This window comes from Mycobacterium seoulense (assembly GCF_010731595.1).
GTDB lineage: Bacteria > Actinomycetota > Actinomycetes > Mycobacteriales > Mycobacteriaceae > Mycobacterium > Mycobacterium seoulense.
On record NZ_AP022582.1, the window covers coordinates 4,048,909 to 4,066,523 of the forward strand.

Consider the following 17,615-nt stretch of genomic DNA (forward strand, 5'->3'; position numbering starts at 1 on the left):
TATGGCGCAAGCATACGAATCCGTCACGGTCGAAACCAAAGATCACGTCGCGCAGGTGACGCTGATCGGGCCGGGCAAAGGCAACGCGATGGGTCCGGCGTTCTGGTCGGAGATGCCGGAGCTGTTCGCGGCGCTGGACGCCGACCCCGAGGTGCGGGCCATCGTCCTGACCGGTTCGGGCAAGAACTTCAGCTACGGCCTGGACGTGCCCGCGATGGGCGGCTCGTTCACACCGCTGCTGTCCGGCGACGCGCTGGCCGGCCCGCGCGCGGTCTTCCACCGCGAGATCAAGCGCATGCAGGGCGCGATCACCGCGGTCGCCGACTGCCGCACCCCGACGATCGCGTCGGTGCACGGCTGGTGCATCGGCGGCGGGGTCGACCTGATCTCCGCGGTCGACATCCGCTACGCGAGCGCCGACGCCAAATTCTCGGTGCGCGAGGTCAAGCTGGCGATCGTCGCCGACGTCGGCAGCCTGGCCCGCCTGCCGATGATCCTGGGCGACGGACACCTGCGGGAGCTGGCGCTGACCGGCAAGGACATCGACGCGGCCCGGGCCGAGAAGATCGGTCTGGTCAACGACGTCTACGACGACGCCGAGGCCGCGCTGGCCGCCGCGCACGCGACCGCGGCGGAGATCGCCGCCAACCCGCCGCTGACGGTGCAGGGCGTCAAGGACGTCCTCGACCAGCAGCGCACCGCCGCGGTGGCGGAGAGCCTGCGCTACGTCGCCGCCTGGAACGCCGCCTTCTTGCCCTCGAAGGACCTGACCGAGGGCATCGCGGCGACCTTCGAGAAGCGTCCCCCGCGGTTCACCGGGGAGTGATCCGGGGCCACGTACCCTCGCTGAGGTGACGACGACACCAGACGGCAAGATCCGCGTCCCTGCCGACTTGGACGCCGTGACGACGATCGGCGACGAGGACCACACCGAGATCGACAGCGCCGCCGTCGACCGGATCTGGGGCGCCGCCCGGCACTGGTACCGGGCCGGCTTCCATCCCGCGATCCAGCTGTGCATCCGCCGGCACGGGCGCGTCGTGCTCAACCGCGCGATCGGCCACGGCTGGGGCAACGCCCCGAGCGACCCGCCCGACGCCGAGAAGATCCCCGTCACGACCGACACGCCGTTCTGCGTCTATTCGGCGGCCAAGGGCATGGCCGCGACCGTGGTGCACATGCTCGTCGAGCGCGGCGTCTTCTCGCTCGACGACCGCGTCTGCGACTACATCCCCACGTTCACCAGTCATGGGAAGCATCGGATCACCATCCGGCACGTGATGACCCACAGCGCGGGGCTGCCCTTCCCCACCGGACCCAAGCCGGACGTCAAACGCGCGGACGACCATGAATACGCGCAGCAGAAGCTGGGCGAGCTGCGCCCGCTCTACCGGCCGGGGCTGGTGCACATCTACCACGCGCTGACCTGGGGCCCGCTCGTTCGCGAGCTCGTCTACGCCGCCACCGGCAAGGAAATCCGCGAAATCCTGGCCACCGAGATCCTCGACCCGCTCGGCTTCCGGTGGACGAACTTCGGTGTCGCCAAAGAGGACCTGCCCCTGGTCGCGCCCAGCCACGCGACGGGGCGCCCGTTGCCGCCGGTGATCGCCCAGATCTTCCGCAAGGCGATCGGCGGAACCGTGCACGAGATGATCCCGATCACCAACACCCCGCTGTTCCTCACCACGATCATCCCGTCGTCCAACACGGTGTCGACCGCCAACGAGATGTCCCGGTTCGCCGAAATCTGGCGTCGCGGTGGCAATCTCGACGGCGTGCGGGTGGTGAGCCCGGAGACGATGTACGGCGCGGTCAAACAATGCCGGCGGTTGCGGCCGGATTTCGCGGTCGGGCTGCAACCGGCCCGGTGGGGCACCGGATTCATCCTCGGGACGGACCGATGGGGGCCGTTCGGGCTGCACGCGCCCAACGCTTTCGGCAATCTCGGCCTGGTCAACATCGCGATCTGGGCCGACCCCGCCCGCGGTCTGGCCGCCGGGGTCATCAGCAGCGGCAAGCCCGGGCGCGACCCGGAAGCCAAGCGCTACACCGCCCTGATGGACACCATCGCCGCCGAGATGCCCACCGATTGAGGGCGCCCGCCGGTGGGAACACTGCCGGCATGGCTACCTACCGAGTGCTCAACCCCAAGGGCGACGTCGTCGCGACCAAGGACATCGAAAGCGCCGACAAGGCGCATGCGTGGTTCGCCGACGAGGCGGTCGAGGGCAACGAACTGGGCTGGCGCATGGAGGTCGAAGCCGACGGTGAGTGGCGCTTCTTCGACGACAGCGAAGGCGACCGCAGCTACTAGGGTTTTGCGTCCGGACCAGCCGGCACCCGAAAGACATGGACTCTCAACGTTTCCGCGAGCTGCTCACGACGCCGGGGCTCAGCTCGAGCTCAAATGGCGCGCGCTGAAGGAAGGACTCGAAAGACAGGGCGCCACAGCGTGGATGACGAGGCGCAGCCGCACCAGTGACATGCGCGGTGGCGGAGGGATTTGAACCCCCGGACGGTGTTAGCCGTCTCTCGCTTTCAAGGCGAGTGCATTAGGCCGCTCTGCCACGCCACCGCTGCTAAGGGTAACGGGGATCGGTAGCGTGGCCACCATGCGCGCCATCGTCGCCGAATCCTCCGATCAGCTTTCCTGGCAAGACGTGCCGGACGCGTCCGCCGGGGCCGGCGAGGTGTTGATCAAGGTCGCCGCGGCCGGGGTGAACCGCGCCGATGTGCTGCAGGCCGCCGGCAACTATCCGCCGCCGCCGGGCGCCAGCGACATCATCGGCATGGAAGTGTCCGGTGTCGTCGCCGAAACCGGTCCGGGCGTGACGGATTGGTCCGCCGGACAACGGGTTTGCGCGCTGCTGGCGGGCGGCGGATACGCCGAGTACGTGGCCGTTCCCGCCGGTCAGGTGATGCCGATCCCCGACGGCGTCGACCTCGTCGACGCGGCCGGGCTGCCGGAAGTGGCCTGCACGGTGTGGTCCAACCTGGTGCTGACCGCCCACCTGGGCAAGGGCCAGTTGCTGCTGGTGCACGGCGGCGCCAGCGGCATCGGAACCCACGCGATTCAGGTCGCGCGGGCGCTGGGCGCCCGCGTGGCCGTCACGGCCGGCTCGGCGGAGAAGCTGGAATTCTGCCGCGAGCTCGGCGCCGAGATCACCATCAACTACCGCGACGAGGATTTCGTGGCGCGGCTGCAAGAAAGCGGCGGCGCCGACCTGATCCTCGACATCATGGGCGCGGCCTACCTGGACCGCAATATCGACGCCCTGGCCACCGACGGTCAGCTGGTCATCATCGGCATGCAGGGCGGCATCAAGGGCGAGCTCAACATCGGCAAGCTGCTGGCCAAGCGCGCGCGGGTCATCGGCACCACGTTGCGGGCGCGGCCGGTCACCGGGCCGAACAGCAAGACGGAAATCGTGCAGGCGGTGATCGGCTCGGTGTGGCCGATGATCGCCGAGGGCCGCGTCCGGCCGATCATCGGCGCCCGCATGCCGATCCAGCAGGCGGGCGAGGCGCACCAACGGCTGACGTCGAGCAAGGTGACCGGAAAGATCGTCCTGACGGTCTAGCCGTTCAGCCCAGGGACGCCAGCGCGCGCACCAACTGGTCGACCTCGGCCGTCGTCGAATAGTGCGCCAGTCCGACGGTCACCGCCCCGCCGACGTCGTTGACGCCCAACACGTCCAGGGCGCGGGAATTCTCGTTGGTGACGGCCAGGATCCCGTTGTCCGCCAACCGCTGCACCACCCGTTCGGCGGGCACGCCGTTCAGGGCGAAGCTGACCACCGGAATCCTGACCTCCGGGCGGCCGATCACCATGACCAACGGCAGCGACCGCAACGACACCATCAGGTAATCGAAGATCCGGTTCATATACAAGGCGGCCGATTGCATCGACACCGACAGGCGTTCGCGGCGGGCCCCGCGGGCCGACTCGTCGAGCGCCGCCAGGTACTCGATGCTGGCCACCACGCCGGCGAGCAGACCGAACTGGTGCGCGCCGATCTCGAGACGCGCGGCGCCGGTCGCCTTCGGGTCGGTCGAGATGGAGCCGAACGAATTGACCAGCGCCGGATCGCGGAACACCACCGCGCCGATCGGCGGACCACCCCACGCCAGCGCGTTCACCGCCACCACGTCGGCGTCGGTTTCCTTCACGTCGAGCAACCGATACGGCGCGGCGGCGGAATGGTCGACCACCACCAGCCCGCCCACGTCGTGCACCAGCTTGGTCATCGCGCGCAGGTCGGTGACCGTGCCCAGCGCCGCGGACGCGGAGGAGACGGCCACCAGCCGCGTCGACTTCCCGACCAAGCCCTCCCACTGCCAGGTCGGCAGCTCGCCGGTCTCGATGTCGATCTCGGCCCACTTGACCTTGGCGCCGTAGCGGTGCGCCGCCCGCAGCCACGGGGCGATGTTCGCCTCGTCGTCCAGGCGGCTGACGATCACCTCGTAGCCCAGGCCCGCCCGCGAAGACGACGCCTCGGCCAGCGCCGACAGCAGGATCGCGCGGTCGGCCCCCAGCACCACGCCCGCCGGGTCCACGTTGAACAGGTCGGCCACCGCCGCCCGCGCCGCCTCCAAGATGGCGGCGCTGCGCTGCGCGGACGGGTGCGCGCCGACCGTGGTAGCGCTGGATCTGCGGAAGGCCGTCGACACGGTGGTCGCGACGGAATCGGGGATGAGCATTCCGGCGGGCGCGTCGAAGTGCACCCACCCGTCACCCAGCGACGGATGCAGTCCGCGCACCCGGGCGACGTCGTAAGCCATGCCAGCCACCTTAGAGCTTGCGCATTTCCGCGAAACTGCGACGGTAGCGGGTGCCCGGAATCGCTCGAGCAGTTCCAACCCGCCGGTGGCTCCCCGAGGCAGGACACCCGGCCAGCCATACTAGTCGAGTGGGGCTCTGGTTCGGAACGCTGATCGCATTGTTTTTGCTGATAGCGCCCGGAGCGATCATCGCGCGTGTCAGTCAGCTGAGTTGGCCCATCGCGGTCGCGGTGGGCCCAGCGCTGACCTACGGCACGGTCGCTCTGGCCATCATCCCGTTCGGTGCGGTCGGAATCCCCTGGAACGGCTGGACCGCGCTGGCCACGCTGGCCGCGCTGTGCCTGGTGATGACCGTGCTGCAGCTGCTGCTCGCCCGCTACCGCGACACCGAGGCCCCCGGACAAGAAGGGGCCCGCGGGATCGGCCGCGGGCCTGCGCTCCTGGTGGCGGCCGGGGTGCTGCTGGGCGCCCTGCTGATCATGTGGGCCGCCTACCGCGGCCTGGCCGCCCACTGGCAGACCGTCCCCAGCACCTGGGACGCCGTCTGGCACGCCAACGAGGTGCGGTTCATCCTCGACACCGGACAGGCGTCGTCCACCCACATGGGTGAGCTGCGCAACGTCGAAACGCACCAGACGCTGTACTACCCGTCGGTGTTCCACGCCCTGACGGCGGTGTTCTGTCAGCTCACCGGGGCGGCGCCCACCACCGGTTACACGTTGAACGCGGTGGCGGCCTCGGTCTGGCTGTTCCCCACCAGCGCGGCCATGCTGGCCTGGCGGCTGCTACGCCCGCACTGGTGCGAATGGCGCACCGCCGTCGCGGCCGCCACCACCGCCGCGCTGTCGGTGTCGTTCACCGCCCTCCCCTACGTCGAGTTCGGCGTCGCCGCGATGCCCAACCTGGCGGCCTACGGGGTCGCCGTGCCGACCTTCGTGCTGATCGCCTCGACCCTGCGCCACCGCGACCGCATCCCGGCCGCCGTGCTGGCCTTCGTGGGGGTGATGTCGGTCCACCTGACCGGCGGGTTCATCGTCGTCCTGGTTGTCGTCGCCTGGTGGTTGCTGGATGTGTTGTGGCACCCGGTCCGCGGTCGCGTCGCCGACGCCGTGACGATCGCCGGCGTGGCGCTCGGCACCGCGCTGATCCTGTTGCCGCAGTTCATCAGCGTGCGGCAACAGGAAGACATCATCGCCGGGCACTCGTTCCTGACCAAGCTCAGCAAGAAGCGGGGGGTGTGGGACGCAGTCTTCCAGCACTCCCGCCACCTCAACGACTTCCCGTACCAGTACGGGCTGATGACGCTGGCGATCGTGGGCGGAATCATCTTCGCCTACAAGAGGATCTGGTGGCCGCTGGCGCTCTGGGGGTTGCTCGTGGTGGTCGACGTCGACGCGGGAACGCCGCTCGGCGGGCCGATCGGCGCGATAGCCGGTGCGTTCGGGGAGTTCTTCTACAAGGACCCGCGCCGGATCTCGGCCGCGATCACCCTGCTGCTGGAACCGATGGCCGGGGTGGCGTTGTTCATGATCGTCATGGTGGTGGTGGCCGGCGCCAAACGGGTCGCCGGCCGATTCAAACCGTTACCCGCGCCGGTCTGGACCGCCGCCACGGCGGTCCTGCTGGTGGCGACGACCGTGTTCACCGCCCGCCACTACTTCTATCGGCACCTCGTCTTGTTCGGCGACAAGTACGACTCGGTGATGATCGACCAACGCGACCTGATGGCCATGGCCTACCTGGCCACGCTGCCCGGCGCGCACGACACCGTGATCGGCAACGCCAACACCGACGGCACCGCGTGGATGTACGCCGTCGCCGACCTGCACCCGCTGTGGACCCACTACGACTACCCGCAGCAGATGGGGCCCGGCCCCAACCGGTACAACTTCTGGGCCTACGCCCGCAGGGGCGACTCCGATCCGCGGGTGGTCGAGGCGATCAAAGCGCTCAATATCCGGTACATCTACACCAGCACGCCGACGGTCCGGGGATTCGCCGTACCCGACGGACTAGTGTCACTGGATAAATCGAAGTCGTGGGCGCTGATCTACGACAATGGTGGAGCCCGAATCTACGAATGGCGCGGAAACGGCGCGGCGCCGCACTCTTAGTCCGCAAAAGGATGGTGATGGATTGAGTACCCCCAACGACGACGATGGCATCGAGATCATCGGCGGCGTCGACCCGCGGACCACGGCGGTAACGGAGGACGACTCCGACGAGCGCTCCCTGACCGACCTGGTTGAGCAGCCCGCCAAGGTGATGCGCATCGGGACGATGATCAAGCAGCTGCTCGAGGAGGTGCGCGCGGCCCCGCTCGACGAGGCCAGCCGCAACCGCCTGCGTGAGATCCACGCCACCAGCATCCGCGAGCTAGAAGAGGGCCTGGCGCCGGAACTGCGCGAAGAACTCGACCGCCTCACCCTGCCGTTCAGCGAGGACTCGGCACCGTCCGACGCCGAATTGCGTATCGCCCAGGCCCAATTGGTCGGCTGGCTGGAAGGGCTGTTTCACGGCATCCAGACGGCGTTGTTCGCCCAGCAGATGGCCGCCCGCGCGCAGCTGGAGAACATGCGCCAGGGCGCGCTTCCCCCCGGCGTCGGCAAGCCGGGCGGGTCCGGGCACGGTCAGTACCTGTAAAGCGAAACACGGTGGCGGGTCCTCACATCGAGACGCACAACGCGTGGGTGGAATTTCCCATTTTCGACGCGAAGTCGCGCTCCCTGAAGAAAGCCTTCCTGGGCAAGGCGGGCGGCACGATCGGGCGCAACAGCTCCAACGTGGTCGTCGTCGAGGCGCTGCGCGACATCACCATGTCGCTCGAGCTCGGCGACCGGGTCGGCCTGGTGGGCCACAACGGCGCCGGGAAATCGACTCTGCTGCGGCTGCTTTCGGGCATCTACGAGCCCACCCGCGGCTGGGCGAAGGTCACCGGCCGGGTCGCGCCGATCTTCGATCTCGGAGTCGGGATGGACCCGGAGATCTCCGGTTACGAGAACATCATCATCCGCGGGCTGTTCTTGGGGCAGACCCGAAAGCAGATGATGGCCAAGGTGGACGAGATCGCCGAGTTCACCGAGCTGGGTGACTACCTGTCGATGCCGCTGCGGACGTACTCCACCGGGATGCGGGTGCGGCTGGCGATGGGCGTGGTCACCAGCATCGACCCCGAGATCCTGCTGCTCGACGAGGGCCTGGGCGCGGTCGACGCCGACTTCATGAAGAAGGCTCAGTCCCGGCTGCAGAGCCTGGTGGAGCGCTCCGGAATCCTGGTTTTCGCCAGCCATTCCAACGAATTCCTCGCCCGGCTGTGCAAGACCGCGATGTGGATCGACCACGGAGTCATCCGCATGTCCGGCGGGATCGAAGACGTGGTGCGCGCCTACGAGGGTGAGGACGCGGCGAGGCACGTGCGCGAGGTGCTGGCCGAGACGGCCGCCGACCAGCCACTGGCGCGAAGAGCATCCGGGGATGAGTGAATCCGTCGTCGCCGTGGTCGTCACCCACCGGCGCCCCGACGAGCTGGCCAAGTCGCTGGGCACCCTGAGCAGCCAGACCCGGTTGCCCGACCACCTCATCGTGGTCGACAACGACGGCCCCGGCGACGGCCGGGTGGGCGATCTGGTGGCCGGTCAGCCGATCCCGACCACCTACCTGGCCTCCCGCCGAAACCTGGGCGGCGCAGGCGGTTTCGCGCTGGGGATGTTGCACGCGCTGGCGCGGGGCGCCGATTGGGTGTGGCTGGCCGACGACGACGGGCGGCCGCAGGACTCGCACGTGCTGGCCACTTTGCTGGCGTGCGCCCAGAAGCACAACCTGGCCGAGGTGTCGCCGATGGTGTGCAACGCCGACGACCCGGAGCGGCTGGCGTTCCCGTTGCGCCGTGGCCTGGTATGGCGCAGGCGCGCAACCGAATTGCGCACCGAGGCGGAACAGGACCTGCTGCCCGGGATAGCGTCGTTGTTCAACGGCGCGCTGTTCCGGGCGGCCACGCTGGAAGCCGTCGGCGTCCCCGACTTGCGGCTGTTCATCCGCGGCGACGAAGTCGAGCTGCACCGGCGCCTGGCGCGGTCGGGCTTGCCGTTCGGCACCTGCCTGGACGCGATCTACCTGCACCCCTGCGGGTCGGAAGAATTCCGGCCGATCCTGGGCGGTCGCATGCACACCCAATACCCCGACGACCCGGCCAAGCGGTTCTACACCTATCGCAACCGCGGCTACCTGTTGTCCCAACCGGGCCTGCGCAAGCTGCTGGTCCAGGAGTGGGTTCGGTTCGGCTGGTACTTCCTGGTGACCCGCCGCGACCCCAAGGGGCTGGCCGAGTGGATTCGGTTGCGCCGCTTGGGACGTCGCGAGCAATTCGGCAAGCCTGGAGGACATCGGTGACCTTTCTCGACGCCGCGGCCCAGTCGCGGACCTTCACCCGGGCCCGGGGCGACCTGGTCGCCGGTTTCCGTCGGCACGAGCTGTGGCTGCACCTGGGCTGGCAGGACATCAAGCAGCGCTACCGTCGCTCGGTGCTGGGGCCGTTCTGGATCACCATCGCGACCGGAACCACCGCCGTCGCCATGGGTGGCCTGTACTCCAAGCTGTTCCACCTCGAACTCTCCGTGCACCTGCCCTACGTCACGCTCGGCCTGATCATCTGGAACCTGATCAACGCCGCGATCCTCGAGGGCGCCGACGTCTTCGTCGCCAACGAGGGACTGATCAAGCAATTGCCGACACCCCTGAGCGTGCACGTCTACCGGCTGGTGTGGCGGCAGATGATCTTGTTCGCGCACAACATCGTCATCTACGTCGTCATCGCCTTCATCTTTCCCAAGCCGTGGTCGTGGGCGGACCTGTCGGTGATTCCCGCGCTGGCGCTGATCGTGCTCAATTGCATTTGGGTGTCACTGTGTTTCGGGATCCTGGCGACCCGCTACCGCGACATCGGTCCGCTGCTGTTCTCGGTCGTGCAGTTGCTGTTCTTCATGACGCCGATCATCTGGAACGACGACACCTTGCGGCAGCAGGGCGCCGGACGGTGGTCGAAGATCGTCGAACTCAACCCGCTGCTGCACTATCTCGACATCGTTCGCGCCCCACTGCTGGGTGCCCACCAGGAGCTGCGGCACTGGGCCGTGGTGGGGGCGCTCACGGCCGTCGGCTGGGTGCTGGCGGCGTTCGCGATGCGGCAATACCGCGCCCGGGTGCCGTACTGGGTGTAGCCCGGCGGTGGGTCACATGAGCGGGGGCAACGGATTCAGCCAGTCCAACGAACCGTCGGTCTGCCCCTTGTATTGCGGGCAGTAGGCGGACACGGAAAGGCCGACGAAGAACCCGGCTTGTCGCGCCGGCAGGTTGGTCTCCTTCATCACCTTCATCACCACGACGCTCGATCTCTGGTTCCTGTCGAGCCTGGAGCAGACGCTGTGGGCCATCGCGATCGCGGTGGGATCGCCCAAGACGATCCCGTTAGCCGCCAGGGCGCCCAGGAAGGCGTCGTCGGCCGGGTCCGCCGACGCGGGCGCCGGATAAACGAGCGCGACGCAGAGCACGGCCGCTCCGAGTGTCGACCACTTCGCGGGACCGACGTTCATATCACCAACGATAGGCCTCCAAGAATCCGTTGAGGATCCTCCGAGGCCCGCCCCGGACGCTGGGCCCATGCGCAACACCATCTTCCTCGACGGCGTCCGCGTGGCCACCGTGCATCGCGCCGACGCGCCGCCGGGCCGCACCGCCAGATTCCACCTGCGCAGGTTGTTCGACAACCTGCCCTGCTGCCACCGCTCGTGGGCCAATCAGGGCAAGCGCTTCTTCCTGCACGGCTACGAGCGGGCCTTCGACATCGAGTTCGCTTGCGCCGAAACCGAAGCCGGCACCGACGCGGTGATCGGCGAGGGCACCCTCGACGAGGTCAACACGGCACTGCGTGACCAGTTCGACCACACGACGCTGATCGCCGTCGACGACCCGCAGCGAGACCTGTTCGAGTTGCTGGCCGACCGGGGTGTCATCGACCTGCGGATCATGGACGACACCGGCATGGCGGGCACGGCCGCCTGGACGTTCGAGACGGTCGAGAACATCGTCGGGCCGGCGACCGGCGGCCGGGTCTGGGTGTCCCGGATCAAGGCGCGGGAAAGCCGCAACAACGTCATCACGCTCACGGCGGGACCCGTTTAGACGAAACACGACGCCCACATTGCCGATGCGGGAGTATGCGTTCGTGAGCGATGCCTCGGCAATCGGCTGTGTCGGGATGCTGACGGTGGCAACCCGCGGCGACCGCGGCGCCGGGGAGGTGCTCGTCACCGTGCGGGGCGCCAAGGAGACGTTCCTGGCATGGTCGGACAGTCCCCTGCCGAAGGGCGCCGAAGTGCTTGTGGTCGACATCAGGGGGGCCAGGACGGTGGTCGTCGAGCCCTGGCAGGGCCTCGCCTGATCTGAATTGACGGCCCGGATCGGCCGGGCTACAACAGCGAAACCCCGAAAAGGAGTTCCCATGCTCGGTTACAAGGTGCCCGCGCCCGACGAGGCGATGCTCATCTCCGGCGGCCGAACCAAAGGCAACGCGCCGTTTCGCGTCGTGACCGGCCACGGCGCCTTCATCCTGCCGCTCTTCCGCAAGGCTCGATTCCTCACCCTGGCGATGTGTGAGGCGGAGGTGGCCGAGAAGTGCGTGACCCAGCAGGGCATCACCCTCAACGTCCGGGCGGTGATCGCGTTCAAGGTCGGCAACGACACGGAGAGCATCATCAGTGCCGCGCAACGATTCCTGTCCGAGCAGGACCAGATGTCCGTGCTGACCGGGCGCATCTTCGCCGGGCACCTGCGCTCGATCATCGGCTCGATGACCGTCGAGCAGATCATCCGGGAGCGCCAGAAGCTGGCGACCGAGGTCCTCGACGGTTCCAAGGAGGAGATGGCCCGCATCGGCCTCACCGTCGACGCCCTGCAAATCCAGTCCATCGACGACGACGGGCTCGGCTACATCGAGGCGATGTCGGCCCCGCACAACGTCGCGATCCAGCAGCAGGCGCAGATCGCCCAGGCGCAGGCCAACCAGGCGGCCGCCGAAGCCGAGCAGGAGTCGCAACGCAAGCAGGCCGAATTCGCCCGTCAAACCGCCATCGTCAAGGCGCAATACAAGGCCGAGGTCGACACGGCGCAGGCGCAGGCCGCCCAGGCCGGGCCGTTGGCCGAGGCCCAGGCCCAGCGCGAGGTGCTGCAGATGCGTACCGAGCTGGCCGAGCGCGCCGCCGAGCTGCGCCAACAGGAACTGGTCGCCGAGGTGGTCAAACCCGCCGAGGCCGACGCCGAACGCGTCCGGATCCTGGCGATCGCGGACGCGGAGAAGATGAAGATCCTGGCCGAGGCGGCGGCGTCGCACGACCGGGTGGCGCTGGACAAGGCGCTGATCGACCAGCTGCCCGAGATCGTGGAGAAGGCCGCCCGGGGGCTCGCCAACGCGAACGTGACCGTGCTCAACGGGGCCGAAGGGCTTACCGAGGTGGCCAGCGGCCTCGTCGCGCAGGGCCGGGCCATCTTCGACGCCCTGCGCGGCACCGTCGACTACTACGACGACGAGGACGCCGCACCGCCGATCGCCACCAACTCCGAAGCCGGCTCGGCCGCCCGCTGAGCCGGCCGGCGCGGATACCGGTTCGGCAACGGGGCGAACGCTTGCCGGATAATGGTGGCGGGCGTCTCGCCGTGGTGCAACACTGGAACGCCACCCACCTGTGCAAACCGGGCGAAAGGTCCATCGACGTGAGCAAGAAGGTCCAATCAGCGGCGGACGCTGCGCGGGAGAACCTCGCCGCGGAGCTGGAGCGGCTACGGCAGCGGCGGGACCGCCTCGATGTCGAGGTCAGGAACGACCGCGGCATGGTGGGCGATCACGGCGACGCCGCCGAGGCGATCCAGCGCGCCGAGGAGCTGGTCGGGCTCAGCGACCGGATCAACGAGTTGGACCGCCGGCTGCGGACCGGGCCGTCGCGGTCCGACGAATCGGAGACGCTGCCCGGCGGCACCGAGGTCACCCTGCGGTTCTCCGACGGTGAAGTGGTCACGATGCACGTCATCTCGATCGTGGAAGAGACGCCGGTCGGCCGGGAAGGTGAAACGTTGACCGCGCGCAGCCCATTGGCCCAGGCCCTGGCCGGACACAAGGCGGGCGACACGGTGACCTACTCGACGCCGCAGGGCGAGGATCAGGTCGAGCTGATAGCGGTCAAACTCCCCCGCTGACGCGCCCCCGCCGCGCCCCCGCCCGTTCCGGCGGCCCGGTTAGACTCCCCCCAATGGTTGCCCCGCTGCCCGATGCCGCGCCGCCCAGCCCGCAGTTGAGTCTGACGACACAGGTGACGCGGTTCGTCGTCACCGGCGGCCTGGCGGGGATCGTTGACTTCGGCCTCTACCTGGTGCTGTACCAGGCGGTGGGCGTCCAGGTCGACCTCGCCAAGGCCGTCAGCTTCGTCGTCGGCACCATCACCGCCTACCTGATCAACCGCCGGTGGACGTTCCAGGCCACCCCGAGCACCGCGCGCTTCGTCGCCGTCATGATCCTCTACGGCATCACCTTCGCCGTGCAGGTCGGGCTCAACCATGTGTGCCTCGCGCTGTTGCAGTACCGCGGGTGGGCGATACCCGTCGCGTTCGTGATCGCGCAGGGCACCGCGACCGTGATCAACTTCGTCGTCCAGCGAGCCGTTATCTTCCGCATCCGCTGAGCCACCGGCGCAAGCGGTACCCTCTTTGACGATGTTGAGCACCGAGGCTTCGACCACCCCCACCCGGCTGACCGGCTTTGGCCGCACCGCGCCGTCGGTGGCCGAGGTGCTCTCGACCCGCGATCCGGAGGCGATCGCCAAGGCCGTCGCGCGGGTGGCCGAATCCGGCGGGCCGAACGGGCGGGGCGTCATCGCGCGCGGGCTGGGCCGCTCCTACGGCGACAACGCGCAAAACGGCGGCGGCCTGGTGATCGACATGACCGGCCTCAATCGCATCCACTCGATCAGCGCCGACACCCGGTTGGTCGACGTCGACGCCGGCGTCAGCCTGGACCAGCTGATGAAAGCCGCGCTGCCCTTCGGGCTGTGGGTTCCGGTGCTGCCGGGCACGCGCCAGGTCACCGTCGGCGGCGCGATCGCCTGCGACATCCACGGCAAGAACCACCACAGCGCCGGCAGCTTCGGCAACCACGTGCGCTCGATGGACCTGCTGATGGCCGACGGCACCGTCCGCACCGTCACCCCCGACGGTGAGGACGCCGAGCTGTTCTGGGTCACCGTCGGCGGCAACGGCCTGACCGGGATCGTCCTGCGCGCGACCGTCGAGATGACGCCGACGGAGACGGCGTACTTCATCGCCGACGGCGTGGCCACCAAGGATCTCGACGAGACGGTCGCCGTTCACCTCGACGGCAGCGAGGCCAACTACACGTACTCCAGCGCCTGGTTCGACCTGATCAGTCCGCCACCCAAGCTGGGCCGGGCCGCGGTTAGCCGCGGCAGTTTGGCCAAGCTGGACCAGCTGCCCACCAAGCTGGCCAAGAACCCGCTGAAATTCGATGCGCCGCAACTGTTGACGGTGCCGAACGTCTTTCCGGTCAGCGCCATGAACAAGCTGTCCTTCATGGCCATCGGCGAGGTGTACTACCGGCTGGGCGGCACCTACACCGGCAAGATCATGAACCTGTCGCAGTTCTACCACATGCTCGACCTGGTCAGCGGCTGGAACAACGCCTATGGCCCAATGGGTTTCGCCCAACACCAGTTCCTGGTCCCGCCGGACGCGATGGACGAATTCAAGGCCATCATCCGCTGGATCCAGACCCGCGGCCACTACTCGGCGCTGAACGTCTTCAAACTGTTCGGCCCGGGCAACCGCGCGCCGCTGAGCTTCCCCATGGCCGGGTGGAACGTCGCCATGGACTTCCCCAACAAGCCCGGCATCAACGAGTTCCTCAACGAACTCGACCGGCGCGTACTGGAATTCGGCGGCCGTGTCTACACCGCCAAGGATTCCCGGACCAGCGCCGAGACCTTCCACGCCATGTACCCGCGCATCGACGAGTGGATCGCGGTGCGCCGCAAGGTGGATCCCTCCGGGGTGTTCGCCTCGGACATGGCCCGACGTTTGGAGCTGTTGTAAATGGTGCGCCAATGGTTTTAGATGCCGTGGGAAATCCGCAGACGATCCTGCTGCTCGGCGGCACCTCGGAGATCGGGCTGGCGATCTGCGAGCGCTACCTGCAGAACGCACACGCCCGGATCGTGCTGGCCGCCATGCCCGACGATCCGGGGCGCGACGCCGCCGTCGCCCAGATGAAGGCGGCGGGCGCGCGGTCGGTGGAGCTGATCGACTTCGAAGCCACCGATCCCGACAGCCATCCGAAGATGATCGATCAGGCGTTTGCCCATGGCGACGTCGACGTGGCGATCGTCGCCTTCGGCATCCTCGGCGACGCCGAGGAGCTGTGGCAGGACCAGCACAAGGCCGTGTTGGCGGCCGAGATCAACTACACCGCCGCGGTTTCGGTGGGGGTGCTGCTCGGTGAGAAGATGCGCGCCCAGGGCTTCGGCCAGATCATCGCCATGAGCTCGGCGGCCGGAGAGCGGGTGCGGCGGTCCAACTTCGTCTACGGCTCCACCAAGGCCGGACTGGACGGCTTCTATCTGGGCCTCGGAGAAGCGTTGCGCGAGTACGGGGTTCGCGTTCTGGTGATCCGCCCGGGTCAGGTGCGTACCAGGATGAGCGCCCACGTCAAGGAGGCCCCGCTCACCGTAGACAAGGAATACGTCGCCAACCTCGCGGTGACCGCGGCCGCAAAGGGTAAGGAATTGGTTTGGGCGCCAGCAGCATTCCGTTACGTGATGATGGTGTTGCGACACATCCCGCGGAGCGTGTTCCGCAAGCTGCCAATCTGATCATGCGTAACGCGCTGGCCGCCCTGGGCCAGATGGCTCTGGCGGTTGCGGTGGCCGTCGTCGTCGCCGCGATCTCGCTCGTGGCCATCTCCCGGGTGCAGTGGCCGGCGTTCCCGTCGTCCAACCAACTGCACGCGCTGACCACCGTGGGCCAGGTCGGCTGCCTGGCCGGCCTGGTGGCCGTGGGCTGGGCATGGGGACGCTCCGGCCGGTATCGGTGGGCGGCCCAGCTGGGCGGGTTGGTGTTCGTCTCCGCGTTCACCGTCGTGACGCTGGGCATGCCGCTGGGCGCGACCAAGCTGTACCTGTTCGGCATCTCCGTCGACCAGCAATTCCGCACCGAGTACCTCACTCGGCTCGCCGACAGCCCGGCCCTGCGCGACATGACCTACATCGGGCTGCCGCCGTTCTACCCGCCGGGCTGGTTCTGGATCGGCGGGCGGGCCGCCGCGCTGAGCGGAACGCCGGCCTGGGAGATCTACAAGCCATGGGCCGTCACCTCGATCGCCGTCGCTGTCGCCGTCGCCCTGGTGCTGTGGTGGCGGATGGTCCGCTTCGAGCACGCGTTGATCGTGACGACCGCCACCGCCGCCGCGACCCTGGCCTACGGCTCACCGGAGCCCTACTCGGCGATGATCACCGTCCTGCTGCCGCCGGTGCTGGTGCTGACCTGGTCGGGGCTGCGCGCGGGCGAGCGGGGCGGTTGGGCCGCGGTGATCGGAGGCGGGCTGTTCCTCGGCTTCGCGGCCACCTGGTACACGCTGCTGTTCGGCTTCAGCGCCTTCACGATGTCGGTGATGGCGCTGCTGCTGGCCGGCGCGCGCTGGCAGCAGAACAGGGGGGCTGGCGGCATCAGGGCCGCGTTGGATCCGCTGCGCCGGCTGGCCGTCATCGCCGTCATCGCCGCGGCCATCGCGAGCACCACCTGGCTGCCGTTCGCGTTGCGGGTGGCGACCAGCCCGGTCAGCAACAGCGGCAGCGCCTTCCACTACCTGCCCGCCGACGGCGCCGAGCTGACCTTCCCGATGCTGCAGTTCTCCCTGCTGGGCGCGATTTGCCTGCTGGGCGCGCTGTGGCTGGTGGTGCGTGCCCGGTCGTCGGTGCGGGCCGGCGCCCTGGCCATCGGCGTGCTGGCCATCTACCTGTGGTCGCTGCTGTCGATGATGACGACGCTGGCGCGCACCACGCTGCTCTCGTTCCGGCTCCAGCCCACCCTGACCGTGCTGCTGGTGGCCGCCGGGGCGTTCGGTTTCATCGAGGCGGTGCGGGCGCTGTCCGCCCGGGGCCAGGCCTGGGAAAAGGCGACACTGCCCGTCGCGGGGGCCGTCGGCCTGGCCGCTGCGATCGCGTTCAGCCAGGACATTCCCGACGTGCTGCGCCCGGACCTCACCATCGCCTACACCGACACCGACGGCAACGGCCAGCGCGGCGACCGGCGCCCGCCGAGCTCGGAGAAGTTCTACCCCGACGTCGACCACGCCATCGCGACCGTGACCGGCAGGCCCCGCGACCAGACCGTGGTGATGACCGCCGACTACAGCTTCCTGTCCTTGTATCCCTATTGGGGATTTCAGGGACTGACGTCGCACTACGCCAACCCGCTGGCGCAGTTCGACCTGCGGGCCGCCCAGATCAACAAATGGTCCAAGCTCAAGTCGGCCGACGAACTCCTCCACGCGCTCGACACCTGTCCCTGGCCGCCACCGACGGTTTTCCTCATGCGCCGCGGGGCGAACGGCAACTACACGCTGCGGCTGGCCGAGGACGTGTATCCCAACCAGCCCAACGTCCGTCGCTACACCGTCGACCTGCGGGCCGCCCTCTTCGACAGCCCCCAGTTCGTCGTGCACAGCGCCGGCCCGTTCGTGGTCGCCATCCGCAAGCCCCCGGCGGGCCACTGACAAGCCG

General features: G+C 68.5%; 18 protein-coding genes, 1 tRNA gene and 1 pseudogene. 17 read left to right on the forward strand and 3 right to left on the reverse strand.

Features of this window, described 5'->3' with window-relative positions; translation table 11 throughout:
- Position 1: 1 nt before the first annotated feature.
- From G6N37_RS18800 to G6N37_RS18810, 3 genes are read left to right on the forward strand one after another with little or no spacing between them, the layout of a single operon-like run.
- Positions 2-826, forward strand: coding sequence for a crotonase/enoyl-CoA hydratase family protein (locus G6N37_RS18800; protein ID WP_163682690.1), 825 nt, complete (start codon positions 2-4; stop codon positions 824-826).
- A gap of 25 nt (positions 827-851) precedes the next feature.
- Entirely contained in the window at positions 852-2,093 is a 1,242-nt protein-coding gene (gene lipE / locus G6N37_RS18805) for a lipase LipE (RefSeq protein ID WP_163682692.1), read from the forward strand.
- Between the two features lie 29 nt (positions 2,094-2,122).
- A complete protein-coding gene (locus tag G6N37_RS18810; protein WP_055405523.1) occupies positions 2,123-2,314 on the forward strand; it encodes a hypothetical protein in 192 nt (63 codons plus the stop codon).
- Between the two features lie 174 nt (positions 2,315-2,488).
- Here G6N37_RS18810 and G6N37_RS18815 read toward each other — a convergent pair.
- A tRNA-Ser gene (locus tag G6N37_RS18815) sits at positions 2,489-2,575 on the reverse strand.
- A gap of 37 nt (positions 2,576-2,612) precedes the next feature.
- On the opposite strand from G6N37_RS18815, the gene G6N37_RS18820 reads away from it, so the two are divergent.
- Complete coding sequence (locus tag G6N37_RS18820; protein ID WP_197745710.1) at positions 2,613-3,581, forward strand: NAD(P)H-quinone oxidoreductase; 969 nt, start codon at positions 2,613-2,615, stop codon at positions 3,579-3,581.
- A gap of 4 nt (positions 3,582-3,585) precedes the next feature.
- Here the strand turns inward: G6N37_RS18820 and G6N37_RS18825 are convergent, their stop codons facing one another.
- Positions 3,586-4,782 (reverse strand): cysteine desulfurase-like protein, encoded by a 1,197-nt coding sequence (locus tag G6N37_RS18825; protein ID WP_163682696.1) that lies wholly within the window; start codon positions 4,780-4,782, stop codon positions 3,586-3,588.
- A gap of 128 nt (positions 4,783-4,910) precedes the next feature.
- Between G6N37_RS18825 and G6N37_RS18830 the strand changes: the two genes are divergently transcribed.
- The 5 genes and pseudogenes from G6N37_RS18830 (at position 4,911) to wzm (ending at position 9,998) form a co-directional block, all read left to right on the forward strand.
- Positions 4,911-6,896 (forward strand): DUF6541 family protein, encoded by a 1,986-nt coding sequence (locus G6N37_RS18830; RefSeq protein ID WP_179961860.1) that lies wholly within the window; start codon positions 4,911-4,913, stop codon positions 6,894-6,896.
- An 11-nt stretch (positions 6,897-6,907) separates the two neighbouring features.
- Positions 6,908-7,425, forward strand: a pseudogene (locus G6N37_RS18835) (bacterial proteasome activator family protein).
- 11 nt (positions 7,426-7,436) lie between these two features.
- The gene (gene wzt, locus G6N37_RS18840) at positions 7,437-8,264 is read left to right on the forward strand and encodes a galactan export ABC transporter ATP-binding subunit Wzt/RfbE (RefSeq protein ID WP_163682698.1); all 828 of its coding nucleotides are present in this window, start codon (positions 7,437-7,439) and stop codon (positions 8,262-8,264) included.
- Positions 8,257-9,171, forward strand: a complete 915-nt coding sequence (glfT1, locus tag G6N37_RS18845) for a galactofuranosyltransferase GlfT1 (protein WP_163682700.1) — start codon at positions 8,257-8,259, stop codon at positions 9,169-9,171. Before wzt ends, glfT1 begins: the two co-directional genes overlap by 8 nt.
- Entirely contained in the window at positions 9,168-9,998 is an 831-nt protein-coding gene (gene wzm, locus G6N37_RS18850) for a galactan export ABC transporter permease subunit Wzm/RfbD (protein WP_163682702.1), read from the forward strand. Before glfT1 ends, wzm begins: the two co-directional genes overlap by 4 nt.
- A gap of 12 nt (positions 9,999-10,010) precedes the next feature.
- Here wzm and G6N37_RS18855 read toward each other — a convergent pair whose 3' ends face one another.
- Positions 10,011-10,370: a DUF732 domain-containing protein gene (locus G6N37_RS18855; protein ID WP_163682704.1), complete on the reverse strand. Its 360-nt coding sequence runs from the start codon at positions 10,368-10,370 to the stop codon at positions 10,011-10,013.
- 67 nt (positions 10,371-10,437) lie between these two features.
- Between G6N37_RS18855 and G6N37_RS18860 the strand changes: the two genes are divergently transcribed.
- From G6N37_RS18860 to G6N37_RS18895, 8 genes are all read left to right on the forward strand, one after another.
- Positions 10,438-10,959: a 6-carboxytetrahydropterin synthase gene (locus G6N37_RS18860; protein ID WP_163682706.1), complete on the forward strand. Its 522-nt coding sequence runs from the start codon at positions 10,438-10,440 to the stop codon at positions 10,957-10,959.
- Positions 10,960-11,002: 43 nt separating this feature from the next.
- Positions 11,003-11,218, forward strand: coding sequence for a hypothetical protein (locus G6N37_RS18865; RefSeq protein WP_163682708.1), 216 nt, complete (start codon positions 11,003-11,005; stop codon positions 11,216-11,218).
- 60 nt (positions 11,219-11,278) lie between these two features.
- Positions 11,279-12,418 carry an SPFH domain-containing protein gene (locus G6N37_RS18870; protein ID WP_163682710.1) on the forward strand — a complete coding sequence of 380 codons (1,140 nt, stop codon included), beginning with the start codon at positions 11,279-11,281 and terminating at the stop codon, positions 12,416-12,418.
- A gap of 128 nt (positions 12,419-12,546) precedes the next feature.
- Positions 12,547-13,026: a GreA/GreB family elongation factor gene (locus tag G6N37_RS18875; RefSeq protein WP_163682712.1), complete on the forward strand. Its 480-nt coding sequence runs from the start codon at positions 12,547-12,549 to the stop codon at positions 13,024-13,026.
- Positions 13,027-13,079: 53 nt separating this feature from the next.
- A complete protein-coding gene (locus G6N37_RS18880) occupies positions 13,080-13,508 on the forward strand; it encodes a GtrA family protein (protein ID WP_232075093.1) in 429 nt (142 codons plus the stop codon).
- Positions 13,509-13,539: 31 nt separating this feature from the next.
- The gene (locus G6N37_RS18885; RefSeq protein ID WP_163682714.1) at positions 13,540-14,931 is read left to right on the forward strand and encodes an FAD-binding oxidoreductase; all 1,392 of its coding nucleotides are present in this window, start codon (positions 13,540-13,542) and stop codon (positions 14,929-14,931) included.
- A gap of 11 nt (positions 14,932-14,942) precedes the next feature.
- Entirely contained in the window at positions 14,943-15,707 is a 765-nt protein-coding gene (locus tag G6N37_RS18890; RefSeq protein WP_163682715.1) for a decaprenylphospho-beta-D-erythro-pentofuranosid-2-ulose 2-reductase, read from the forward strand.
- Positions 15,708-15,709: 2 nt separating this feature from the next.
- Positions 15,710-17,608: a galactan 5-O-arabinofuranosyltransferase gene (locus tag G6N37_RS18895; RefSeq protein WP_163682718.1), complete on the forward strand. Its 1,899-nt coding sequence runs from the start codon at positions 15,710-15,712 to the stop codon at positions 17,606-17,608.
- Positions 17,609-17,615: the final 7 nt, after the last annotated feature.

Coding starts and splice junctions, on each gene's coding strand:
- G6N37_RS18800 (WP_163682690.1), top strand. CDS start 2: ATGGCGCAAGCATACGAATCCGTCACGGTCGAAACCAAAGATCACGTC.
- G6N37_RS18810 (WP_055405523.1), top strand. CDS start 2,123: ATGGCTACCTACCGAGTGCTCAACCCCAAGGGCGACGTCGTCGCGACC.
- G6N37_RS18820 (WP_197745710.1), top strand. CDS start 2,613: ATGCGCGCCATCGTCGCCGAATCCTCCGATCAGCTTTCCTGGCAAGAC.
- G6N37_RS18825 (WP_163682696.1), bottom strand. CDS start 4,782: ATGGCTTACGACGTCGCCCGGGTGCGCGGACTGCATCCGTCGCTGGGT.
- glfT1 (WP_163682700.1), top strand. CDS start 8,257: ATGAGTGAATCCGTCGTCGCCGTGGTCGTCACCCACCGGCGCCCCGAC.
- G6N37_RS18855 (WP_163682704.1), bottom strand. CDS start 10,370: ATGAACGTCGGTCCCGCGAAGTGGTCGACACTCGGAGCGGCCGTGCTC.
- G6N37_RS18860 (WP_163682706.1), top strand. CDS start 10,438: ATGCGCAACACCATCTTCCTCGACGGCGTCCGCGTGGCCACCGTGCAT.
- G6N37_RS18870 (WP_163682710.1), top strand. CDS start 11,279: ATGCTCGGTTACAAGGTGCCCGCGCCCGACGAGGCGATGCTCATCTCC.
- G6N37_RS18880 (WP_232075093.1), top strand. CDS start 13,080: ATGGTTGCCCCGCTGCCCGATGCCGCGCCGCCCAGCCCGCAGTTGAGT.
- G6N37_RS18885 (WP_163682714.1), top strand. CDS start 13,540: ATGTTGAGCACCGAGGCTTCGACCACCCCCACCCGGCTGACCGGCTTT.
- G6N37_RS18890 (WP_163682715.1), top strand. CDS start 14,943: ATGGTTTTAGATGCCGTGGGAAATCCGCAGACGATCCTGCTGCTCGGC.
- G6N37_RS18895 (WP_163682718.1), top strand. CDS start 15,710: ATGCGTAACGCGCTGGCCGCCCTGGGCCAGATGGCTCTGGCGGTTGCG.